Genomic DNA, 21,518 nt, shown 5'->3' with positions numbered 1-21,518 from the left:
GGAGACGCGTCACCGTGGGCTGAGCCTTTTGACCATGACATGCTCCCTGCGTCCGTCCGGCAGCGCCTTACCCACCGGCCCGGTGTCGTGAAATCCGTTGCGCCGGTAGAGCGCGAGGGCGTTCTCGTTGCCGGGCCTGACCGCGAGCTGCAAGGCTTCGGCTCGCGTCTGCTGGGCCCACTGTTCCACCGCCCGGAGCAGATGGTCTCCCACGCCCTGCCCCCGCGCGTCCTTGCTGACCCACATCGAGATCAGCTCGACGACACCACGGTCCGGGCCCGGGACACCACTGATCATCCCGGCCGGTTTGCCCCCGAGTACCGCGGCGAAATGGCGTGAACCGGGGATGCTCAGGCGACCACGCCACCGCTCCTCGCGGTCACCCTCGCCCTGCCAGTCCGCGAGCCGGGACCCGAACGCATCAGGCGCGTCCGTGAGCGCGGCGATCCGCAACTCCCGCCACACGGTCCAGTCGTCCGCCGTCAGCACCTGCAACTCGATCATGCAGGGAGACTGCCGCCCGGATGCGGTCGACGGCAACTCCCTTTCGGGTCCCTTTCGGGCTCGGAAATTCCCTACCGCGGCGGCCGGGAAGGACGGAGACTCGTCCCATGGCTGATATGGGGTCGTTTCAGGAGGCGGTCACCGCGTGGGCGGCCGGTGGCCCCGGCGACCCCGCGCGCGAGGTGGCCGCGCGGCTGCCCGTACGGGCAGTGGTCCTGCTCGAAGGGCTGAGCGACGCCGCAGCGGTCAGCGCGCTGGCCGCGCGCCGCGGCCGGGACCTGGCGGCCGAAGGAATCTGCGTCCTGCCGATGGGCGGTGCGATGAGCGTCGGCCGTTTCGCCCGCCTCCTCGGGCCCGCCGGCCTGGACCTCCGCCTGACGGGACTGTGCGACGAGGCGGAACGCCGTTATTACGACCGCGCCTTGGGACAGGCGGGTGCAGCCCGGCAAGGGTTCTTCGTCTGTGCGGCGGACCTGGAGGACGAGCTCATCCGCGCGCTGGGCGTGACCCGGGTGGCGGAGCTCGTCCGGGCGGAGGGCGACCTGCGTGCCCTGCAGACCTTCCTGCGTCAGCCCGCCCAGCAGGGCCGCACCTCACAGCAGCAGTTGCGGCGCTTCCTCGGCACGAAGAAGGGCCGCAAGATCCACTACGGCCGCGTCCTCGTCGAGGCCCTCGACCCCGACCGCGTACCCGCCCCACTCGACGACCTGCTCGCCAGCCTCTGACCGCCGGGCGGGTCCGCGCTCGGTGGCAGCGCCTCGGTGGAAGCGCCGGCGTCACGGGAGCCGCCGGGGCGACGCCGCCTGTCGTGTCGTGTCATGGCGCTGGCGGAAGGTGCGTCGGTAGGTGTCCGGAGGTACGCCGAGGGTGCGGTTGAAGTGCCGGCGCAGCGAGGTGGCGGTGCCCATGCCGGTGACTGTGGCGATGGCGTCGATGCTGTCGTCGGAGTTTTCCAGGAGTTCTTGGGCGCGGTGGATCCGTTGGGTGTGCAACCACCGTAGTGGCGTGGTGCCGGTGACGGCGTGGAAGTGCCGGGCCAGGTTGCGTGGGCTCATGTTCGCCTGACGGGCAAGGTCCTGGACCGTCAGCGGCTGGTCGAGGCGGGCCAGGACCCAGGGGAACAGGGCGGCGAGCGGGTGGGGGCGGGGGTCGGGGAGGGGTGTGGTGACGAACTGTGCCTGGCCTCCGGGGCGGTGGGGTGGCACGACCAGGTTGCGGGCCACTGCGTTGGCGATCGCGGAGCCGTGGTCGAGGCGGACCAGATGCAGGCACAGATCCATGGCGGCGGCCTTGCCCGCGGAGGTGAGCACATTGCCGTCGTCGACGTAGAGCACGTCCGGATCGACGTGCACGGCGGGATAGCGGGTGGCCAGGGCCTTGGCATGGGCCCAGTGTGTGGTGGCGCGCCGCCCGTCCAGCAGGCCAGCGGCGGCCAGGACGAACGCCCCGGTGCACAGCGAGACCACCCGGGCACCGGCCTGGTGCGCCGCGCGGACCGCGTCGAGCAGTTCGCCGGGCGGTTCCTCGTCGATGTGCGCGTAGGCGGGGACGATCACGGTCCGGGCGTCCGGCAGCCGGTCCAGTCCTTGGTCGGGTTCGAGCCGGAAGTGTCCACCGACCCGGGCGCCGGGCGGCCCGCAGACCGTCAACTCGTACCAGGAGTCGGCGAGTTCGGACCAGTCGATGCCGAACACCTCGCAGGGCGCGGCGAGTTCGAAGTGGCGCACCCCTTCCGTGACGGCGAGTGCGACCGTGTGGGTGGCCGGGGCGACGGTAGTCATGTCCGGAACTGTACGAGGCATGGCATTCCTGCCGCTCGTCGTCCCGCTCCGCCGCAGGCACGCTGTCCGCGAGAGATCACTCGATGACGGCAGGAGGACAGATGCGATCCCATCCCCAGGTGGCGGTCTTCGGCGCCTATGGCCACACCGGACGCTTCGTGGTGGCGGAGCTCTTCGAACGCGGCTTGCGCCCCGTCCTGACCGGACGCGACGCCGAACGACTGCACGCACTCGCCCGGGCTCACCCCGGCCTCGACGTGCGGCCGGCGTCCGTCGAAGACCCCGGCTCCCTCGACCGCGCGCTGGCCGGCACGGCGGCCGTGATCAACTGCGCCGGCCCCTTCGCCACCACGGCCGCCCCCGTCATCGAAGCGGCACTGGCCGCCCGGATCCCGTACGCGGACGTCGCAGGCGAAGTGGAGGCCGTCGCCGACACCTTCGCGCACTACACGGAGCCGGCGCGCGCCGCCGGCCTCCCCGTCATCCCCGCGATGGCATTCTTCGGTGCCCTCGGCGATCTGCTGACCACCGCCGCACTGGGCGGTCGGCCCTCGGCCGACGAGGTGTCCCTGGCCTACGCACTGAGCAGTTGGCACCCCACGGCCGGGACCCGCGCCTCCAGCCAGGTCTCCCGGCAGCGCCGCAACGGCCGCCGCCTCGTCCACACCGACGGCCGCCTCGCATTGCGGACCGACCGGGCGCCGACCACCCAATGGGTCTTTCCCCCTCCGCTGGGCAAGCAGACCGTGGTCGCCGAGTTCACCACGGCCGACAGCATCACCATCTCCCGCCACCTCCCCGTCCGGCACCTCCACACATACATGACGGCCGCTGCGGTCACGGATGTCTTGGCCCCGGATGCCGAACCTCCCGCCCCCGTCGACGCCAGGGGGCGCTCCCAGCAGACCTTCCTGGTCGAGGTGGTCGTCCGGGCCGGCGCTACCGAACGGCGCGCCACCGCCCGCGGCCAGGACATCTACGCCGTCAGCGCACCCCTGGTGGTCGAAGCGGTCCGCCGTATCCTCGACGGACGTGTCAGAACGACCGGGGCCGCAGCACCCGGTGAGATCTTCGACGCCGCTGACTTCCTCCGCGCGTTGGCACCCCACCTCACGGTCGAGTTCGACCCGCCCCCGGAGCAGTAGCCGGCGGCCGCCTTACGCGTGTTCGCCCCCCCCAATCCATCCCAGGGATCATGGAGTTGCGACACTTCGTGGTCAGATACGAATTTTTATCAAGGGGGAGAGGGCGATGCACTCATTCGACCGGGGACTGGTCCTGGGCAGCGGAGGTCCCGTGGGCACGGCCTGGATGGCAGGGCTGGCCTGCGGGTTGCACCGCGATGGCGTGGATCTGGGGCAGGCCGACCTGTTCGTCGGCACATCGGCCGGCGCGATCGTCGCTGCGCTGCTCGCCACGGGGCAGGACCTCGGGCGGGTCGCGACCGTTCCGGCTCGTCCAGCCGGTCGTCGGCCCGAGGTCGATCCTGAGCGGATGGGCGCGGTGTTCGCGGTGCTCGGTGACCGTGGCCTGGAGCCCGGCGAGGCCAGGCGCCGAGTTGGCCGGCTCGCGCTCGACAGCGCCGACGAGGAGGCCGAGGAAGCGCTGATCGCGGGGCGGGGTGCCCTGATCGGTGCGCAGGTGTGGCCGGACCGTCGGCTGCTGATCACCGCGGTGGACACCACCACCGGTGAGCCCGTGGTGTGGGACCGCGACAGCGGTGTGCCATTGGTGCACGCCGTGGCGGCGAGCAGTGCTTTCCCCGGTGCGGCGCCGCCGGTTGCCATCAACGGCCGGCGGTACATGGACGGTGCGCTGCGGTCGGGCACCAACGCCGATCTCGCGGTCGGAGCCCGCACGCTGGTCGTGATGGAGCCGATGGCGCACCTGTATCCCCGCGCATCGCTCGACCAGGAGTTGGCGCTCGTGGGGGCAGAAAGCGTGCTGACCATCGGACCCGATCCGGCCTCCGTGCGTGCTTTCGGCCCGGACCTGAATGACCGGGCTGCCTGGGGACCGGCTTACCAGGCGGGCCTTCGCCAGGCGGACGACGTCGGTGGGCAGCTCCGATCCGAGTGGGGGAGGGGCTGACGGGAGCAGATCGCCCTGTCAGAGCGTGGGAGCCAATGGGTTACACCGACGGGTGTGGGAGGCGGGAGACAGCACCCGTGCTGGTGGTGAAGAGCTGCAGGGTGTCGGTCAGTTCGAGGACGCGGTGCGCAATGGGGCTGGTTGCCAGGAGGGAGACGGTCTTGCCCTGCTGCAGCGCCAGCTCACGGACGGCGAGGAGGACCTTCACGCTGGAGCAGGCCCAGAAGGAGACCTTGCTGAGGTCGATCGTGATTCCGCGGTCGGAGCAGCTCAATGCGCCGGTGAGGGAGGTTTTGAGGGTCTCCTCGCAGCCGTAGTCGATCTCGCCGCGCAGTGCCACCACGGTCTCATCGGTGTGGGGATCGCTGTAGATTCTCACGAGACACGGCGAACTCGCCGGTTCGCCGACTGACTTCTGGGGTTGCGTGAATGGCTGCGTCCTCCAGGCGCGACCTGTCGCAACCGCCTCTTCCCGAGCATCCACCTTGTAGCCCTCCTTCGGAGACCTGCCGGCGCCGGAACATCAACACACGCAACGCGGTACACGAAATATATGTCATGTATTCAGCGTCGGCCAAGGGCGCCTTAAGATTGGCTCATGGGAGTGCCTGACCCTCACAACGGATGGACGTTCATCACCAACCACGCGCGCGTGCTGGCGGCCATCGCGGATGACCCGAACGCCCGCATCCGCGACATCGCCGCGCACTGTCGGCTGACCGAGCGCGCCGTCCAACGGATCATTGCTGACCTTGAGCAAAACGGTTACTTGTCCCACAAGCGCGAGGGACGTACGAACACCTACCGGATCGAGGCAGGGAAGGTGCTGCGGCATCCGGCGGAAGCCGGCCTCACCGTCGCCTCCCTCCTCTCGCTCCTGGTCCAGGACGAAGCCCGCCGCGGCGGTCAGCCGACCGAGCCGACCGAGCCGACCGAGTCGACCCAGCCGTCCCCGCGGGCCCAGCTGTAGGGCCGACCACCCACGTGCGGTGGAGGAGATGTTTCGGGTCAGGCCACGGTCAACCCCAGGTCGGCGGACAGCCGGTGGCGGTGCCAGGCCGGAGGGCCGAAGAGCTGGGCCGCGCCGTGTGCGCGCTTGAGGAAGCGGTGCGCGTCGTGCTCCCAGGTGATGCCGATGCCGCCGTGCAGTTGGACCATCTCGCCCGCCACCGCCGAAAAGGCCTCGGAGCAGGCGGCTTTGGCGACGGCCGCGTAGCGGGTCAGCTCCGGTGCGTCCTCGGCGGCCGCGAAGGCGGCACCGAGGGCGGCCGAGCGCGCCGACTCCACGAGCACGTACGCATCCGCCAGCCGGTGCTTGACCGCCTGGAAGGAGCCGATGGGCCGGCCGAACTGGATGCGCTCCTTGGCGTAGGCGACCGTGCGCTCCAGGGCTCGCTCGGCCGCGCCGACCTGCTCGGCGGCGAGCGCCGTGCAGGCCAGGTTCAGGACGTGCGCCAGGATGCGGTCGCCGTCGCCGTCCGTGCCGATGAGCCGGCCCTCGGCCCCGTCGAGCAGCACGCATGCCTGGGCCCGGGTTTGGTCCATGGTGACCACGGCGTCGCGGCGGAGTCCGGTGCTGTCCACGGCTACTTCGAAGAGCGAGACCCCGGCGGCCGTACGGGCCGCCACGAGCAGCACATCGGCCTCGGCCCCGTCCAGCACGTGCTCCTTGGCCCCGGTGATCCGCCAGGTCCCGTCGGGCCCGGGGGCGGCCTCGGCGCGGATCGAGGCCGGGTCCCAGGAACCCTGCTCGGCCCACGCCAGGCTCCCCACCGTGCGGCCCTCGGCGAGACGCGGTAGCAGCCGCGCGCAGGCCGCCTTGTCACCGGAGGCGAGCAGCGCCTGCACCGTGAGCACCGCGGAGCCGAGGTAGGGGACGGGACTCAGCGCTCGCCCCAACTCCGCCAGTACGGCGTGCACCTCCCGGGCTCCGCAGCCCGCGCCACCGTACTCCTCGGGGACGGCGAGTCCCGCGACGCCGATCTGCTCGGTCAGGGGCCGCCAGGCCGCCGGACCCTCGTGACGTGTGAGCAGCGAACGCACGGCGGACCGCAGTTCTTCCTGTTCCTCCGTCAGCCTCATTCGTCTGCTCCTTTCCGCTCGGCGCGCCGCCCCGGTCACCCGGTGCGCCTTTGATCAGGGGAAGAAGGGGAAGAAAGGGAATCAGGGCGCGAGGACGCGGGCGCGGCAGGCGGCCGGGGTTCCCCAGGCGCCACGCAGTGCCCGGGCCTTGCGGATCCAGAGGGAGAGGTCCAGTTCCTCGGTGTAGCCGAGGGCGCCGTGCAGATGGAGGGCGGTGCGGGCGGCGGAACAGGCGGCCTCGCAGGCGGACACCTTGGCGGCCGCGATCTCGCCGCCCGACGAATCCGCGTGCGCGGCCAGCGCCAGGGCCGCGGCGTGCACCAGTGGCTCGGCGAACTCCAGGGCGATCAGCGCGTCGGCCAGACGGTGCTTCACGGCCTGGAACGAACCGATCGGGACTCCGAACTGGGTGCGCTGCCGGGCGTAGGCCACCGTCCGGGCCAGCAGAGCGCGGCCCAGCCCGAGGGCCTGCGCCGCCGTCGCGAGGGTCGCGACCTCCGCGGCGTGCGCGGCCGCGGCGGACACCTGTGGACCGCGCGCCAGTATGGTGCCGCCGCGCGGCCGGGACAGCCGGCGCGCGGGGTCGGCGGACGGCTGCACCGGCCCGGCTGCCTCGGTCAGGCGGACGGTGTCGCCGTCGACGACGAAGACCGTGTCGGCGGAGTCGGCGTCCAGGGCGTACGGGCTCTCGCCGGATCCGGATCCGGAGGAGGACCCAGGGCCAGGTCCGGAGCCGGGCCCGGAGATCAGGCACAGCGAGGCGGTGGTCTTGCCGGAGGCGATGCCCGGCAGCCAGGTGGCGGCCGTCGCCTCGTCGCCGAGTGTGCCGAGCCGGTCCAGCAGGGCCGCCGCGGCGACCGTCTCCACCACGGGACCCGGCACCGCATGGCGGCCCAACTCCATGAAGGCCACGGCGAGTTCGGTCGGCAGCGGGCCGAGTCCGTCGTGCCGTTCCGGTACGGCCAGGGCGAACACTCCGGCCTCGGCCAGCCGGGCCCAGACGGCGCGGCCGGGCGCGGGGTCCCCGGCGGCCCAGGCCCGTACGACTGCCGGGGTGTCCGCGGCCGTGAGCATGGCGTCGAGCGAGCGGGCGAAGTCGCGCTGCTCGTCGTCGAGGAGGAACCGCATCACCGGCGTCCCTTCGGAAGACCGAGCAGCCGCTCGGCGATGATGTCGCGCTGGATCTCGTTGGTGCCGGCGTAGATCGGCCCGGCGAGGGAGAACGTGTAGCCCTCGGACCAGCTGCCGTGCGCGGGCGCCTCCTCGGCGTCGTCCGACAGCTCGCCGTAGGGGCCGAGCAGGTCGAGTGCGGTCTCGTGGAGGGCGATGTCCAGCTCCGACCAGAAGACCTTGTTGAGGCTCGACTCGGCGCCGATGGCACTTCCCGCCGCGATCTTTGATGCGTTGGCGTAGGCGAAGAGCTGGTACGCGCGGGCGCGGATCACCGCGTCGGCGACCCGGTCGCGTATCGCGGTGTCCGCCGGGTCGGCGTGGTCGCGCCACAGCGCGGTCAGTCGCCCGGCGGCGGCCGTGAACCGGCCCGGGCTGCGCAGCGTCAGCCCGCGCTCGCTGCCCGCCGTGCTCATCGCGACCCGCCAGCCCTGGCCCGGCTCGCCGATCACGTCCTCGTCCGGCACGTAGACATCCGAGAGGAACAGTTCGGCGAAGGCGGGCTTGCCGTCGAGGCGGCCGATGGGGCGTACGGTCACGCCGTCCGCGTCCAGCGGGAACATCAGATACGTCAGCCCCCGGTGCGGCTTGCCCGTCGCCAGGCCGTCCTGGTCGCTGCGGAAGAGACCGAAGGCCCGGTCGGCGAAGGCGGCCCGGGAGGACCAGGTCTTCTGGCCGTTCAACAGCCAGCCGCCGTCGGTCCGCACGGCCGTCGAACGCAGCGAGGCGAGGTCGGAGCCGGACTCCGGCTCGGACCAGGCCTGGGCCCAGATCACCTCGCCGCTCGCCATGGGCGGCAGGATCCGGGCCCGCTGCTCCTGGGTGCCGTGCTCGAAGAGGGTGGGGGCGAGGAGGTTGATGCCGTTCTGGCTGACCCGGCCGGGCGCGCCGGCCGCGTAGTACTCCTCCTCGAAGACCAGCCACTGCAGGATCGAGGCGCCCCGGCCGCCGTACTCCGCGGGCCAGGAGACCACCGACCAGCGGTCCGCGAACAGTGTGTGCTCCCACTCCCGGTGTGCGGCGAAACCCTCGGCGGTCTCCAGGGAGGGCAGGGGCACCGGCGGCACGTGGGCGGCGAGCCAGGCGCGGGCCTCGGCGCGGAACGCGTCCTCGGCCGCCGTGAAGTCCAGGTCCATCAGCCGGACGCCTTTCCGGGGGAGGAGGGGCGCCCCTCGGCATGTTGCCGCATGGCGCGGATGTCCATGCCGCCCAGCGAGTCCCGTGCGACCTCGGCGTTGTGCGCGTGCGCCACGTGGTGCAGTCCGAAGACGGAGTCCAGCCCGGTGTGCAGACCCTGCAGATCCTCGGCCTGGTTGACCGCGCGTTTGGTCAGTGCCAGTCCCAGTCGCGGCATCTCCGCGATGCGCAGCGCCAACTCCCTTACGGTGGCATCGAGTTGCTCACGCGGGACGACCCGGTTGACCATGCCCACCTCGTACGCCCGGCGGGCGCTCATCCGGTCGCCGGTGAAGAGGAACTCCTTGGCGATCCGCGGTGGCATCACCCACGGGTGGGCGAAGTACTCCACACCCGGAATGCCCATCCGCACCACCGGGTCCGCGAAGAAGGCGTCCTCGGTGGCGACGATCAGGTCGCAGACCCAGGCGAGCATCAACCCGCCCGCCACACAGGCCCCTTGGACGGCGGCGATGACCGGTTTGGGCAGTTCGCGCCAGCGGCGGCACATGCCGAGATAGACCTCGGACTCGCGGGCGTAGCGGCTCTCGGCGCCCTCCTTGTCCGAGTGGTCCCACCAGAGGCCGGCCTTGCGGTCGAACGGCAGATGGGCGTCCCGCTCCGGGGTGCCGATGTCATGGCCGGCCGAGAAGTGCTTGCCCGCCCCGGCGAGCACCACGACCTTCACCTCGTCGTCGTCGGCCGCGCGGTAGAAGGCCCGGTCCAGGGCGTAGGTCAGCGCGGAGTTCTGGGCGTTGCGGTAGTCGGGCCGGTCCATCGTGACCAGCGCGACGGGCCCCTGGCGTTCGTAGCGGACGGGCCCTGAGGGCGCGTTGCGGGCAGCGGACATCCGCCCCTCCTTCCCTAACAATTGTTTGGTAGGTTAACGTACGGGCCCTCGGCCGTCGAGAAGTCGATCCGCCGGAACGCCCGCCCACGAGAGCCGTCCGGAGCCGCCCATGAGCAGCAGCGTCGAGGAGTTCCGCACCGGCTTCCGTGCCTGGTTGCGGGCCAATCTCACCGGGGAATTCGCGGGTCTGCGCGGTCGCGGCGGCCCCGGCCGGGAACACGAGGCGTTCGCCGAACGCCTCGCCTGGGAACGGCACATGGCCGCCGCGGGCTGGACCTGCGTCGGCTGGCCGGAGGAGTACGGCGGCCGCGGCGCCACCCTCGAACAGCAGGTGGCCTGCCACGAGGAGTACGCCCTCGCCGACGCCCCCGCCCGGGTGGGCCACCTCGGCGAACAACTCCTCGGCCCCACCCTGATGGCCTTCGGCACCCCCGAGCAGCGGGAGCGTTTCCTCCCCCGGATCGTCGCCGTCGACGAACTGTGGTGCCAGGGCTACAGCGAGCCGGACGCCGGATCGGACCTGGCGAACGTACGCACCCGGGCCGAGCTCGACGACGAAGCGGACGAGTGGGTGGTCACCGGCCAGAAGGTCTGGACCTCACTCGCCCATGAATCCGACTGGTGCTTCGTCGTCGCCCGCACCGAACCCGGCTCCACCCGCCACCACGGCCTGTCCTACCTGCTGGTCCCGCTCGACCGGCCGGGCGTGGAAATACGGCCGGTCACCCAGCTCACCGGCACCTCCGAGTTCAACGAGGTGTTCTTCGACGGCGCCCGCACCGCCGCCGGGAACATCGTCGGAGCGCCGGGCGAGGGCTGGCAGGTCGCCATGGCCACCCTCGGCTTCGAACGCGGTGTCTCCACCCTCGGCCAGCAGGTCGGCTTCCGCCGCGAACTCGAATCCCTCATCGAGCTGGCGAAGCGCAACGGCGCCGCCCGGGACCCGCTGATCCGCGACCGCATCGCCCGGGCCTGGACCGGCCTGGAGATCATCCGCTGCAACGCGCTGCGCATGCTCGACGGCGTCGCGGCCGGCGCCCCCGGCCCCGAGGCGTCCATCGGCAAGATCTTCTGGGCCACCTGGCACCGCGACCTGGGCGAACTCGCCATGGACGTGTGCGGCGCCGACGGCCTGACGGCCGCCGGAGCGCCGTACGACCTCGACGACTGGCAGCGGCTGTTCCTCTTCTCCCGCGCCGACACGATCTACGCCGGCTCGAACGAGATCCAGCGCAACATCATCGCCGAGCGCGTGCTCGGCCTGCCGAAGGAGGTTCGCCCATGAGTGCCCCGCCCCCGTATGTGCCCGGCCACCAGTTGCTCGCGGGCCGGACGGCCGTCGTCACCGCCGCCGCGGGTGCCGGAATCGGTGGCGCCACCGCCCGGCGTCTCCTCGAAGAGGGCGCGAGCGTCGTCCTCTCCGACGCCCATGCCCGCCGCCTCAAGGAGTCCGAGGCGGAGCTGGCCGCCGGATTCGGCGCCGACCGCGTCGCCGCCCTGCCCTGCGACGTCACCGAGGAGTCCCAGGTCGTGGCCCTCTTCGAGCTGGCCGAGGAGCGCCACGGCCGGCTCGACATCGTCGTCAACAACGCCGGGCTCGGCGGCACCGCCGACCTCGTCGACATGACCGACGCGCAGTGGGACAAGGTCCTCGGCGTCACCCTGAACGGCACCTTCCGCTGCACCCGCGCCGCGCTGCGCCGGATGAAGGCCGCGGGCAGCGGCGGGGTCATCGTCAACAACGCCTCCGTCGTCGGCTGGCGGGCCCAGCAGGGCCAGTCGCACTACGCCGCCGCCAAGGCCGGCGTCATGGCCCTCACCCGCTGCGCCGCGCTGGAGGCCGCCGACTACGGAGTGCGCGTCAACGCCGTCTCGCCGAGCCTCGCCATGCACCCCCACCTGGTGAAGGTCACCACGCCCGAGCTGCTGGAGGAGCTCACCGCCCGCGAGGCGTTCGGCCGCTACGCCGAGCCCTGGGAGGTGGCCAACGTCATCGTCTTCCTCGCCAGCGGCTACTCCTCGTACCTCACCGGGGAGGTCCTGTCGGTCAGCAGCCAGCATCCGTGAGGCGACCGTGGACAGGCCCTGCGAGCAGGCAGGAGCAGGAGGAAGACCGCGATGAGCCCGGCGCCCGAGCGGCGCGGGGAACTCCTGGCCACTGCCGCCGAGGTGTTCGCCGCGCAGGGCTACCGCGCCACCACCGTCCGCGAGATCGCGGACGCGGCGGGCATGCTCGCGGGCAGCCTCTACTACCACTTCGACTCCAAGGAGTCGATGCTCGACGAGATCCTCGCCACCTTCCTGGACGAGCTCCGGGCCCGCTACGACGCCGTACTGGCCGCCGGACTCGGCCCCAGGGAGACCATCGAGGCCCTGGTCACCGCATCGTTCCGGGAGATCGCCCGGCACCGCGCCGCGGTCGCCATCTACCAGCAGGAGTCCCAGCACCTGCGCACCCACCCCCGCTTCGGCTACCTCGCCGACGCACAGCAGAAGTTCGAAAGGGCGTGGCTGGGCACGCTGGAGCGCGGAGTGGCCGCCAAGGACTTCCGCGCCGACCTCGACATCCGGCTCACCTACCGCTTCGTGCGCGACACCGTCTGGGTCGCCGCCTCGTGGTACCGGCCGGGTGGACAGCACAGCCCGGAGGAGATCGCCCGCCAGTACCTGTCCACGGTGCTGGAGGGCATCGCCGGCCGGGAATGACGGACGACCCGAGAACGTAGACAAGAAAGAGGAGTGGCCATGGCCGAGGCATACATCGTCGAAGCGGTCCGCACCCCGGTCGGCAAGCGGAACGGCGGGCTGGCCGCCGTGCACCCGGCCGACCTCGGCGCGCACGTCCTGAAGGCGCTGATGGAGCGGGCCGGAGCCGACCCGGCGGCCGTCGAGGACGTCGTCTTCGGCTGCCTCGACACGGTCGGCCCGCAGGCGGGCGACATCGCCCGCACCTGCTGGCTGGCCGCCGGGCTGCCGGAGGAGGTCCCCGGCGTGACCGTGGACCGGCAGTGCGGCTCCTCCCAGCAGGCCCTGCACTTCGCCGCCCAGGGCGTCCTCTCCGGCACCCAGGACCTGGTCGTCGCGGGCGGCGTGCAGAACATGTCCCAGGTGCCGATCGCCTTCGCCAGCCGCCAGGCCGCCGAGCCGCTGGGCCTCACCCAGGGCCCGTACGCCGGCTCCGAGGGATGGCGGGCCCGGTACGGCGACCAGCCCGTCAACCAGTTCCACGGCGCCGAGCTGATCGCGCAGAAATGGGACATCTCCCGCCGGGCCATGGAGGAGTTCGCCCTGCGCTCGCACCAGCGGGCCGTCCGTGCCATCGATGAGGGCCGCTTCGACCGCGAGACCGTCCCGTACGGCGTGGTGACCACCGACGAGGGCCCGCGCCGCGACACCACGCTGGAGAAGATGGCCGGCCTCCAGCCGCTGATCGAGGGCGGCCGGCTCACCGCCGCCGTCTCCTCCCAGGTCTCCGACGGCGCCTCCGCCCTGCTCCTCGCGAGCGAGCGCGCCGTACGGGAACACGGGCTGGCGCCGCGCGCCCGCATCCACCACCTCTCCGTCCGCGGCGAGGACCCGATCCGGATGCTGTCCGCACCCCTGCCCGCCACCGCGTACGCGCTGAAGAAGGCCGGGATGACCCTCGACGACATCGACCTCGTCGAGATCAACGAGGCCTTCGCCCCGGTCGTCCTCGCCTGGCTGAAGGAGACCGGCGCCGACCCGGAGAAGGTCAACGTCAACGGCGGTGCCATCGCCCTCGGCCACCCGCTGGGCGCCACCGGCACCAAGCTGATGACGACCCTGCTGCACGAACTGGAGCGCACGGGCGGCCGATTCGGTCTGCAGACGATGTGCGAGGGCGGCGGCCAGGCCAACGTCACGATCATCGAGCGGCTCTGACCCCCGTCGGATTCCTCACCTCACCAGCTGGACGTGGAGCCTGACCAGGGTCGCGGTGTCCAGGCCGAGGCCCTGGCGCAGATAGCCGTCGAGGCCCCCGTAGTCCTTCTCGGCCTGGTCGAGCGCCGCCCGTAGGTAGTCCTCGCGGACCACCTGGAGCGGGATGAGAAGGTCGGGGTTCTCCATCAGGCCGGCCTTCTTCAGCGCCTCCCGGGTCGCGCGGTCCGCCTCGGCGCGCAGCTCGTTGGAGAGCAGGTAGTCGCCGGTCGCGGTGCGGTCCGGAACACCGATGGCGCGCAGCAGCAGATAACTCACCCAGCCGGTGCGGTCCTTGCCCGAGGTGCAGTGGTACAGGAGCGGGGACCGCCCGTGGTCCGCGATGTCGCGGAGGGTCTGCGCGAAGCTCTCGCGGTTCTTCTCGTTGGTGACGAAGTTGCGGTAGATCGACCGCATCAGCTCCGCCGCCTTGCCGTCGCCGAGCAGCTCCTGCTGCTTGGCCGGGTCCTTGGTGGCGATGGCCGCCATCGTCTTCTCGTACAGGCCGAGGTCGTCCGCGGGCCGTGCGGTGGCCGACAACCCGGCGGGCAGGCGGTCCGCGCCGTCCTGCCGGACCTCCAGCGGAACGCGGAAGTCCACCACGGTCCGCAGATGGAGCGCGGACAGCTTCGCCACGTCGGCGTCGGTCAGCTTGCCGAGCCCGTCGGCCCGGAACACCTGCCCGTAGCGGACGTATCGCCCAAGGCCGGTGCGGTAGCCGCCGAGATCGCGGACGTTCACCGCGCCCTGCAGCACGATGCGGTGGACGGCGGCGGCGCCCTGCTCGTGCTGCGGGGCGGCGACGACGGCAATCTGCGCCGGGGTGTCGGCGACGGCGCAGGGCGGAAGGATGCCGAGGGTGACCACGGCGGCGATCGCCACCGGAGGGGCCAGCCGTACAGGGGTAGTGCGCATCACATCAACTCCCTGTGGTGGAGGGGGAATTCAGCTTGTGAGGGGAAGGTTTTGCAGGGTGTGCTGCGCCTCGGACATGACGCGGAGGATGAGCTCGGCGCAGGTCGGCAGGTCGTCGATCAGCCCCGCTACCTGGCCCGCGGCCATCACGCCGAGATCGGTGCGGCCTTCGACCATCGAGGCCTTGAGCAGCATCGGGGTGTTGGCCGCCAGCAGCATCTGACTCCACGTCAGGTCCTTGCCGTGCTTCATGGCCAGGCCGTCACGCACCATCCGTGCCCAGCTCATGCCGGAGTCGCGTCGGAACGCGGCGGCGTGCCGCACCGCCCGCAGCAGCGCCGCCCCCCGCCCCGAGCGCTCCAGCGCGTCGACCAGCTCGCTGCGCAGCATCCGGTGCGGCAGGCCGTCGACCTTGGTGGTGACGGTGATGTCCTGGACCGTCGCGGCCAGGTATCTGGCCTTGACCGCGTCCGGGACGGTGCTGTCGGAGGTGAGCAGGAAGCGGGTGCCCATGGCGATCCCGGCGGCGCCGTAGGCCAGCGCGGCCACCAAGCCCCGGCCGTCGTGGAAGCCGCCGGCCGCGATCACCGGGATGTCCACGGCATCGACGACCTGGGGGAGGAGGACCGTGGTGGCCACGTTCCCGGTGTGGCCGCCGCCCTCGCCGCCCTGCACCACCACCGCGTCGGCGCCCCACGCGGCGACCTTCTCCGCGTGCCGCCGGGCGCCGATCGACGGGATGACGACCACCCCGGCGTCCTTGAGCCGGGCGATCAGTTCCCGGGAGGGGGCCAGGGCGAACGAGGCGACCCGCACGCCCTCGTCGATGATGATGCGGACGCGTTCGGCGGCGTCGCCCGCGTCCGCGCGCAGATTGACCCCGAACGGCGCGTCCGTGCGGGACGCGACCTCGCGCACGGCCGAACGCAGCCGGTCGGTGGTCATGGTGGCGGAGGCGAGGATGCCCAGCGCGCCCGCGTCGGCGGTGGCCGAGACGAGCCGGGGGCCGGCCACCCACCCCATGCCGGTCTGCACGATCGGGTGCCGCACCCCGACGAGCTTGGTCAGCGGCGTCTCGATCCTGATGTCCGTCATGGGGAAGGCACCTCGCGCTCGCGCAGTCCCTTCGGGTCGATCGCCCTGCGGATCAGCCGCAGTTCCTCATCCGTCGGCTCGCGGGTGTACGGCACCTCGTCCGGGACGGTGAGCGCGAAACCGGTGGCCGCGCCGACCTGCTCGACCGTGACCCCCGGGTGCAGCGAGCGCAGCCGCATCGTGCGGTCCGGGGTCTCGAAGTCGAACACGCCGAGGTCGCTGATGACCTCGGGGATGCGGTGGTAGCGGCTCGCGGACGGGCCGGCCGCGGCGGCGCGGTCGTAGCCGACGCCCGACACCATGTCGACCCGCTCGACGAAGACCCGTGGGGAGTGCCGCGGCACCCAGTAACTGGTCGGATTGTTGAGCGTGTTGACCGGCGCCCCGCGGACCCCCAGCAGTTGGCGCTCGGGCCTGGCCCAGTCCCCGATGCAGCTGATGTTCTGGTTGCCGTGCCGGTCCAGTTGGCTCGCGCCCATCATCACATGACGCCGTCCGGTGGCCACCAGTGCCAGGTGCTGGCGGTACGGCAGCCAGCCCTCGACCACCTCGGCCCCGGCGCCGACCGCCGGCACATCGGCGATGAGCAAGGCTTCGCCGTCCGTCAGCAGCAGGTCGGGGGAGAAGGTGAGCTTCGCCAGCCGGGCACCGATCATCGGGATCGTGCCCATGGGACTGGCCAGCACCTCGCCCGCGTCCCGCCAGGCCTCGGCGCAGGCCACCACGCAGTACTCGGCCCGGGTCGCCGTCGTCGTGCCGCCGCTCATGCTTCCTCCTCGTGGAACGCCGCGACGGCGGCCTGGTACGCGGCCTCGTCGCCCGACAGGAACCGCTCGGTGAAGGCCCGCCAGGCCTCGGGGTCGCGGGCGGCCTGGGCGTAGGCGCGCTGGAACGTCTCGTCGCGGTCGTGGTCGGGTGCGCAGGAGGTGAAGTGCGCGCCGTTCGGGGTCTCCACCACGCCGTTCACGAACGCCCGCTTGACCAGCAGTGATTGCGGGCCCTGTGCCTTGAGCAGATCCGCGGTCGCCACGATCTGCTCGCAGGAGAGGTACGCCTGGTCGGCGGCCTGGCAGAAGAGATCGTCGAAGTACGGGTCCGGGCCCAGGTACTGGCCGTTGCCGTGCACGTCCGCCCGGTTGAGGTGCACCAGCGCGGCGTCCAGTCGCAGGGCCGGTACGGCGACGAGCTCCTCGCCGTCCTCGTAGGGGGACCGGACCGTCCGCAGCTGCGGGTTGACGGTCAGCACGTCCGAGGCGATACCGGCGCGGACCGGCATGAACGGCAGCCGGTGCGCGGCTGCGGTCAGGCCCCACATGAACATGGCCTCGTCCAGCTCCACCATCTCGAACGCGGCGCGCTGCCGGGCCGCCCCGAAGTGGGGCTCCAGAGGGATCGAGTCCAAGGTGGCGAAGGCGGCGACCAGTTTGCGGATCTTGCCGGCGGCGGCGAGCAGTCCGACGTCGGGTCCGCCGTAACTCACCACGGTCAGATCGGTGAGGTCGGACCGCAGCAGCGCGCGGACCAGGGCCATCGGCTTGCGGCGCGAGCCCCAGCCGCCGATGCCGAGGGTCATGCCGCTCGCCAGCCGGCCGACCACCTCCTCGGCGGTCATCGTCTTGTCCCTGCTCATGGCTGCCGCTCCTTTCCGGTGGGGGTGCCGGTGTTGGTGCCGGCGTCGGTGCCGAAGGTGCCGCGGATCCGGTCGGCGACGCCGCTGAGGTTGGCCTCGAAGGTGAAGCCCTGCTCGAAGCGGTAGCTGCGGCGGACGTCCACCGGGTCGATCCCGTTGATCGCGGCCTTGGCGAGGCGGATCAGAAAGCCGTCCTTGGTGGCGATCTCGCGGGCCAACTCCATTGCCGTGTCCTGGAGCTGGTCGCGGGGCACCACCCGCCATACCGAGCCGTGCCGGTGGAGCTCCTGCGCGGTGGCGGTGCGGGAGGTGTAATACAGCGCCCGCATCAGGTGCTGGGGGACCAACCGGGCCAGGTGGGTGGCCGCGCCGAGCGCGCCCCGGTCCAGCTCGGGCAGGCCGAAGGTGGCGTCCTCGCTGGCCACGATCGCGTCCGCGTTGCCGACCAGCCCGATCCCGCCACCCAGGCAGAAGCCGTGCACGGCGGCGACCACCGGCACCTCGCAGTCGTAGACGGCGGCGAACGCGTCGTAACAGCCGCGGTTGGCGCCGATCAGCGCCTGGTGGCCGTCCGTGCGCTGCATTTCCTTGATGTCGACCCCGGCGTTGAAGCCGCGGCCGGCGGCGGTGAGCACCACGCAGCGCACCTTCGGGTCGGTCCCGGCGGCGCGTACGGCGGCGGCGAGGTCGTACCAGCCCTGCACGGGAAGGGCGTTGACCGGGGGGAAGTCCACGGTGACGACGGCGACGCCCTCTTCCGGGGCGGAGGTGGAGACACCCATGAGCAGATCAGCTACCTTTCCACCAAACATTTGTTAGGCGCAAGGTAGCAGCGGTCCGCTCGCTGCGGGAGGTGTGCATTGGCAGTGATCATCGATCTGTCCGGACATGTCGCCGTCGTCACCGGGGGAACCCGGGGCGTCGGCGCGGGAATCACCCGCGCCCTGCTCGCCGCCGGCGCCGAGGTGGTGACCTGCGCACGCCGCCCCCCGGACCGTCCCGTCGAAGCGGCCGGGCGCACCGCCCGTTTCCTCCCGCTCGACCTGCGCGAACCGGACGCGGTCGGCGCGTTCTTCGACCGGGTCCGCGACGACCACGGCCGGCTGGACACCCTGGTCAACAACGCCGGCGGCACCCCCTTCCGGCTGCTCGCCGACAGCGACCCGCAGCACGCCGCCCGGCTCGTCGCACTCAACCTCGTCGCCCCGCTGACCGCCTCGCTCGCCGCGTACGAGCTGATGCGCGGTCAGGAGCGCGGCGGGTCGATCCTCATGATCGGCAGCGTCAGCGGGACCCGGCCCTCACCGGGCACCGCCGTCTACGGCGCCGCCAAGGCGGGCCTGGACAACCTGGCCCGCTCCATGGCCGTGGAATGGGCGCCCCGGGTGCGCGTCAACACCCTCGTCCTCGGCATGGTCCGCACCGAACTGTCGCATCGGCACTACGGCGACGAGGACGGCATCGCCTCCGTCGGCCGCACCGTCCCGCTCGGCCGGCTCGCCGAGCCCACCGAGATCGGCGACGCCTGCGTCTTCCTCGCCTCGGACCGGGCCGCGTACATCAGCGGCGCGAGCCTGCACGTCCACGGGGGCGGGGAGCGGCCGGCGTTCCTCGACGCCGCGACGGTCAACCACTGATCTCCACCGAGAGGATGCACCATGACCGGAATCTGCACCGGACGCGTCGCCGCCGTCACCGGAGCGGGCCGCGGACTGGGCCGCGCGCACGCCCTCGCCTTCGCCGCCGAAGGGGCGAAGGTCGTCGTCAACGACCTCGGCGTCGGCCTCGACGGCACCGGAGGCGCCGCCGACCCCGCCCAGCAGGTCGTCGACGAGATCCGCGCGCGGGGCGGCGAGGCCGTCGCCCACGGCGGTGACATCGCCACCGCCGACGGCGCCGCCTCCCTCGTCGCCACCGCCCTGGAGGCCTTCGGCCGCCTGGACACCCTCGTGAACAACGCCGGGTTCCTGCGCGACCGCATGCTGGTCAACCTCGACGAGGACGACTGGGACGCCGTCATGCGGGTCCACCTCAAGGGCCACTTCCTGCCCCTCCAACACGCCGCCGCGCACTGGCGGGCCGAGGCGAAGGCCGGCCGCACGCCCGAGGCCCGGGTGGTCAACACCAGCTCCGGGGCCGGTCTGCTGGGCAGCGTCGGCCAGGGCAACTACTCCGCCGCCAAGGCCGGGATCGTCGGCCTGACCCTCGTCGCGGCCGCCGAGATGGGCCGCTACGGCATCCAGGTCAACGCCATCGCCCCGGCCGCCCGCACCCGGATGACCGAGCAGGCCTTCGCCGACACCATGGCCGCTCCCGAGGGCGACGGCTTCGACGCGATGGCCCCCGAGAACGTCTCCCCGCTCGTGGTCTGGCTGGGCTCCGGCGCCAGTGCCGGGGTGACCGGGCGGGTCTTCGAGGCGGAAGGCGGGCGGATCACCGTCATGGAGGGCTGGCGGCCCGGCCCCACCGCCGACCGGGGCGCCCGCCGGACCCCGGCCGAGGCGGGCGACACCGTCCGCAAGCTCCTCGCCGATGCAGAGCCCCCGCAGCCGGTGTACGGAGCGCAGTAGCACCCGCTGGACCTGTCGCCGCCAGGCGGGCGAGGCGTACGGGTCCCGGCGCACCTTTCCCGGTCAGCGGGATGTCGCGCTCCCCGGGCGGCAGGCACCCCGCTTGGCCTCCCGGGACAGCCCGACGCCCCGCAGAGGACACGAGGACACGATGCTGCTCCCCGTCCCGTCGGGCCAGGACCGTTCGGCACGCTGCCCTGCGAGCAGGCCCGGGCATCCGGCTCACGTCATGACCTGGCAACCACGGCAGCTCCGGAACGTCACACTCGATTCACCCTGAACTGGTGATCTGACTCCGCCCGTTGACACCGCATCCGCTCGTCGGACGCCTCAAGGAGTTGCTGCTTCCATGCACAGACCCGGTCGCCGTCAGGTCACCATCGCCACCGCCCTTGCCGCCGCCACCGCTGCCGCCGTGGTCGTCACCACCACGGCCGGCGCGTCCGGCCCCGAGGAGCCGGCCCGGAACGCCATCAAGAGCGGGAAGGCCAAGAACGTCATCCTGCTGATCGGTGACGGCATGGGCGACTCCGAGATCACCCTCGCCCGCGACTACACGGTCGGCGCGAACGGCCGCCTGAACATGGACAAGTTCCCGCTGACCGGCGCGTACACCACGTACGCCGTGCACGCGGACGGCACCCCGGACTACGTCACCGACTCCGCCGCCAGCGGCAGCGGCTGGGCGACCGGCGTGAAGACGGTCAACGGCCGCATCTCCAAGACCCCCGGCACCGACAAGGCCGTCCCGACCCTGCTGGAGCTGGCGCAGAAGAACGGCTACGCCACCGGCAGCGTCACCACCGCCGAACTCACCGACGCCACCCCGGCCGTGCTCGCCTCGCACGCCACCGACCGCTCCTGCCAGGGCCCCGCCGACATGGCCAAGTGCCCGTCCGACACGATCGCCCGGGGCGGTCCGGGGTCCATCGCGGAGCAGTCGGTCAACCACAGGGCCGATGTGCTCCTCGGCGGCGGCAAGCAGCGCTTCGACCAGAAGGTCACCGACGGCGCCTACAAGGGCCTCACCGTCACCGAGCAGGCCCAGAAGCTCGGCTACCAGGTCGTCACCGACAACGCCGGTCTGAAGAACGTCAAGGCAGGCAAGCCGGTGCTGGGCCTGTTCGCCTCCGGCAACGTTCCCACCGAGTGGACCGGCAAGCCCGCGGCGGTCGGCGGTACGGACCCGCAGCGGTGCGTGACGTCCAACCCCAACCGCCCGGCAGCCACCCCGAGTCTCGCCGACTCCGCGGCCAAGGCCATTCAGCTGCTGGAGACCAAGCAGAAGCAGCGCCACTCCCGGCAGGGCTTCTTCCTGCAGATCGAGGGCGCTTCGATCGACAAGCAGGACCACGCGGCCGACCCGTGCGGTCAGATCGGCGAGACCGCCGCGTTCGACCGTGCCGTCAAGGTGGCCCGCGCCTACGCGGCCGCACACCCCGACACCCTCGTGGTGACCACCGCCGACCACGGCCACACCAGCCAGATCGTGCCGCTGGAGGCCACTCCGCCCGGTATGTCGGCCACGCTCGTCACCGACGAGGGCCAGCAGCTGAAGGTCAACTACTCGACCAACACCCCGGGCCGGTCCCAGGAACACACCGGCACCGAGGTCCGTATCGCCGCCCAGGGCCCGCAGGCCTACCGCGTCCTCGGCGTCACCAACCAGACCGACCTGTTCACGACAATCCGCGAGGCACTGCGCCTGCGCTGAC

General features: G+C 72.0%; 23 protein-coding genes. 11 read left to right on the top strand and 12 right to left on the bottom strand.

Going from position 1 to position 21,518, the window contains the following annotated elements:
• Positions 1–9 precede the first annotated feature (9 nt).
• On the bottom strand, positions 10–504 hold the full coding sequence (locus ACGF4C_RS07850; protein WP_393564181.1) for a GNAT family N-acetyltransferase: 495 nt from the start codon (positions 502–504) through the stop codon (positions 10–12).
• 107 nt (positions 505–611) lie between these two features.
• Between ACGF4C_RS07850 and ACGF4C_RS07845 the strand changes: the two genes are divergently transcribed.
• A complete protein-coding gene (locus ACGF4C_RS07845; RefSeq protein ID WP_393564179.1) occupies positions 612–1,229 on the top strand; it encodes a TOPRIM nucleotidyl transferase/hydrolase domain-containing protein in 618 nt (205 codons plus the stop codon).
• A 51-nt stretch (positions 1,230–1,280) separates the two neighbouring features.
• Here the strand turns inward: ACGF4C_RS07845 and ACGF4C_RS07840 are convergent, their stop codons facing one another.
• Positions 1,281–2,285: a helix-turn-helix domain-containing protein gene (locus tag ACGF4C_RS07840; RefSeq protein WP_393564177.1), complete on the bottom strand. Its 1,005-nt coding sequence runs from the start codon at positions 2,283–2,285 to the stop codon at positions 1,281–1,283.
• Positions 2,286–2,386: 101 nt separating this feature from the next.
• Between ACGF4C_RS07840 and ACGF4C_RS07835 the strand changes: the two genes are divergently transcribed.
• Together ACGF4C_RS07835 and ACGF4C_RS07830 are read left to right on the top strand one after the other, a co-directional pair.
• Positions 2,387–3,430 (top strand): saccharopine dehydrogenase family protein, encoded by a 1,044-nt coding sequence (locus ACGF4C_RS07835; RefSeq protein WP_393564176.1) that lies wholly within the window; start codon positions 2,387–2,389, stop codon positions 3,428–3,430.
• A 106-nt stretch (positions 3,431–3,536) separates the two neighbouring features.
• On the top strand, positions 3,537–4,376 hold the full coding sequence (locus tag ACGF4C_RS07830) for a patatin-like phospholipase family protein (RefSeq protein WP_393564174.1): 840 nt from the start codon (positions 3,537–3,539) through the stop codon (positions 4,374–4,376).
• A 40-nt stretch (positions 4,377–4,416) separates the two neighbouring features.
• Here ACGF4C_RS07830 and ACGF4C_RS07825 read toward each other — a convergent pair whose 3' ends face one another.
• The gene (locus ACGF4C_RS07825; RefSeq protein WP_393564173.1) at positions 4,417–4,755 is read right to left on the bottom strand and encodes an STAS domain-containing protein; all 339 of its coding nucleotides are present in this window, start codon (positions 4,753–4,755) and stop codon (positions 4,417–4,419) included.
• Positions 4,756–4,974: 219 nt separating this feature from the next.
• Here ACGF4C_RS07825 and ACGF4C_RS07820 point away from each other — a divergent pair, with 219 nt between their 5' ends.
• Positions 4,975–5,346, top strand: coding sequence for a helix-turn-helix transcriptional regulator (locus ACGF4C_RS07820; protein ID WP_393564172.1), 372 nt, complete (start codon positions 4,975–4,977; stop codon positions 5,344–5,346).
• 38 nt (positions 5,347–5,384) lie between these two features.
• On the opposite strand, the gene ACGF4C_RS07815 is transcribed toward ACGF4C_RS07820, so the two are convergent.
• The 4 genes from ACGF4C_RS07815 to ACGF4C_RS07800 form a co-directional block, all read right to left on the bottom strand.
• Positions 5,385–6,458: an acyl-CoA dehydrogenase family protein gene (locus ACGF4C_RS07815; protein WP_393564170.1), complete on the bottom strand. Its 1,074-nt coding sequence runs from the start codon at positions 6,456–6,458 to the stop codon at positions 5,385–5,387.
• 81 nt (positions 6,459–6,539) lie between these two features.
• Positions 6,540–7,586 (bottom strand): acyl-CoA dehydrogenase family protein, encoded by a 1,047-nt coding sequence (locus ACGF4C_RS07810; RefSeq protein ID WP_393564511.1) that lies wholly within the window; start codon positions 7,584–7,586, stop codon positions 6,540–6,542.
• Positions 7,586–8,764, bottom strand: coding sequence for an acyl-CoA dehydrogenase family protein (locus tag ACGF4C_RS07805; RefSeq protein WP_393564168.1), 1,179 nt, complete (start codon positions 8,762–8,764; stop codon positions 7,586–7,588). The genes ACGF4C_RS07810 and ACGF4C_RS07805 overlap by 1 nt, the downstream gene beginning before the upstream one ends.
• Positions 8,764–9,654, bottom strand: a complete 891-nt coding sequence (locus tag ACGF4C_RS07800) for an enoyl-CoA hydratase (protein WP_393564167.1) — start codon at positions 9,652–9,654, stop codon at positions 8,764–8,766. The genes ACGF4C_RS07805 and ACGF4C_RS07800 overlap by 1 nt, the downstream gene beginning before the upstream one ends.
• 109 nt (positions 9,655–9,763) lie before the next feature.
• Here ACGF4C_RS07800 and ACGF4C_RS07795 point away from each other — a divergent pair, with 109 nt between their 5' ends.
• From ACGF4C_RS07795 to ACGF4C_RS07780, 4 genes are read left to right on the top strand one after another with little or no spacing between them, the layout of a single operon-like run.
• Positions 9,764–10,939 (top strand): acyl-CoA dehydrogenase family protein, encoded by a 1,176-nt coding sequence (locus ACGF4C_RS07795; RefSeq protein ID WP_393564166.1) that lies wholly within the window; start codon positions 9,764–9,766, stop codon positions 10,937–10,939.
• Positions 10,936–11,721 carry an SDR family oxidoreductase gene (locus ACGF4C_RS07790; RefSeq protein WP_393564164.1) on the top strand — a complete coding sequence of 262 codons (786 nt, stop codon included), beginning with the start codon at positions 10,936–10,938 and terminating at the stop codon, positions 11,719–11,721. Before ACGF4C_RS07795 ends, ACGF4C_RS07790 begins: the two co-directional genes overlap by 4 nt.
• A 51-nt stretch (positions 11,722–11,772) precedes the next feature.
• Positions 11,773–12,360, top strand: a complete 588-nt coding sequence (locus ACGF4C_RS07785; protein ID WP_393564162.1) for a TetR/AcrR family transcriptional regulator — start codon at positions 11,773–11,775, stop codon at positions 12,358–12,360.
• Positions 12,361–12,399: 39 nt separating this feature from the next.
• The gene (locus ACGF4C_RS07780) at positions 12,400–13,557 is read left to right on the top strand and encodes an acetyl-CoA C-acetyltransferase (RefSeq protein WP_393564160.1); all 1,158 of its coding nucleotides are present in this window, start codon (positions 12,400–12,402) and stop codon (positions 13,555–13,557) included.
• Between the two features lie 15 nt (positions 13,558–13,572).
• On the opposite strand, the gene ACGF4C_RS07775 is transcribed toward ACGF4C_RS07780, so the two are convergent.
• The 5 genes from ACGF4C_RS07775 to ACGF4C_RS07755 are packed head-to-tail and all read right to left on the bottom strand — an operon-like array spanning position 13,573 to position 18,015.
• Positions 13,573–14,508, bottom strand: coding sequence for a tyrosine-protein phosphatase (locus ACGF4C_RS07775; RefSeq protein ID WP_393564158.1), 936 nt, complete (start codon positions 14,506–14,508; stop codon positions 13,573–13,575).
• 30 nt (positions 14,509–14,538) lie between these two features.
• Positions 14,539–15,603, bottom strand: a complete 1,065-nt coding sequence (locus ACGF4C_RS07770; RefSeq protein ID WP_393564156.1) for an NAD(P)H-dependent flavin oxidoreductase — start codon at positions 15,601–15,603, stop codon at positions 14,539–14,541.
• Entirely contained in the window at positions 15,600–16,370 is a 771-nt protein-coding gene (locus ACGF4C_RS07765; protein ID WP_393564155.1) for a CoA-transferase subunit beta, read from the bottom strand. Before ACGF4C_RS07765 ends, ACGF4C_RS07770 begins: the two co-directional genes overlap by 4 nt.
• Positions 16,367–17,233, bottom strand: coding sequence for a CoA transferase subunit A (locus tag ACGF4C_RS07760; RefSeq protein ID WP_393564153.1), 867 nt, complete (start codon positions 17,231–17,233; stop codon positions 16,367–16,369). The genes ACGF4C_RS07765 and ACGF4C_RS07760 overlap by 4 nt, the downstream gene beginning before the upstream one ends.
• Positions 17,230–18,015, bottom strand: a complete 786-nt coding sequence (locus ACGF4C_RS07755; RefSeq protein WP_393564151.1) for an enoyl-CoA hydratase family protein — start codon at positions 18,013–18,015, stop codon at positions 17,230–17,232. The genes ACGF4C_RS07760 and ACGF4C_RS07755 overlap by 4 nt, the downstream gene beginning before the upstream one ends.
• Positions 18,016–18,093: 78 nt before the next feature.
• Here ACGF4C_RS07755 and ACGF4C_RS07750 point away from each other — a divergent pair, with 78 nt between their 5' ends.
• The 3 genes from ACGF4C_RS07750 to ACGF4C_RS07740 all read left to right on the top strand — a co-directional run bounded on the left by ACGF4C_RS07750 (position 18,094) and on the right by ACGF4C_RS07740 (position 21,517).
• Positions 18,094–18,870, top strand: a complete 777-nt coding sequence (locus ACGF4C_RS07750; protein ID WP_393564149.1) for an SDR family oxidoreductase — start codon at positions 18,094–18,096, stop codon at positions 18,868–18,870.
• Positions 18,871–18,891: 21 nt separating this feature from the next.
• Complete coding sequence (locus ACGF4C_RS07745) at positions 18,892–19,803, top strand: SDR family oxidoreductase (protein WP_393564147.1); 912 nt, start codon at positions 18,892–18,894, stop codon at positions 19,801–19,803.
• Between the two features lie 349 nt (positions 19,804–20,152).
• Positions 20,153–21,517, top strand: a complete 1,365-nt coding sequence (locus ACGF4C_RS07740; protein WP_393564145.1) for an alkaline phosphatase — start codon at positions 20,153–20,155, stop codon at positions 21,515–21,517.
• Position 21,518: the final 1 nt, after the last annotated feature.

This window comes from Streptomyces sp. NPDC048197, assembly GCF_043202395.1.
In the GTDB taxonomy this organism is placed as follows: domain Bacteria; phylum Actinomycetota; class Actinomycetes; order Streptomycetales; family Streptomycetaceae; genus Streptomyces; species Streptomyces siderophoricus.
This window is presented reverse-complemented; position numbering and strand designations above follow the sequence as displayed.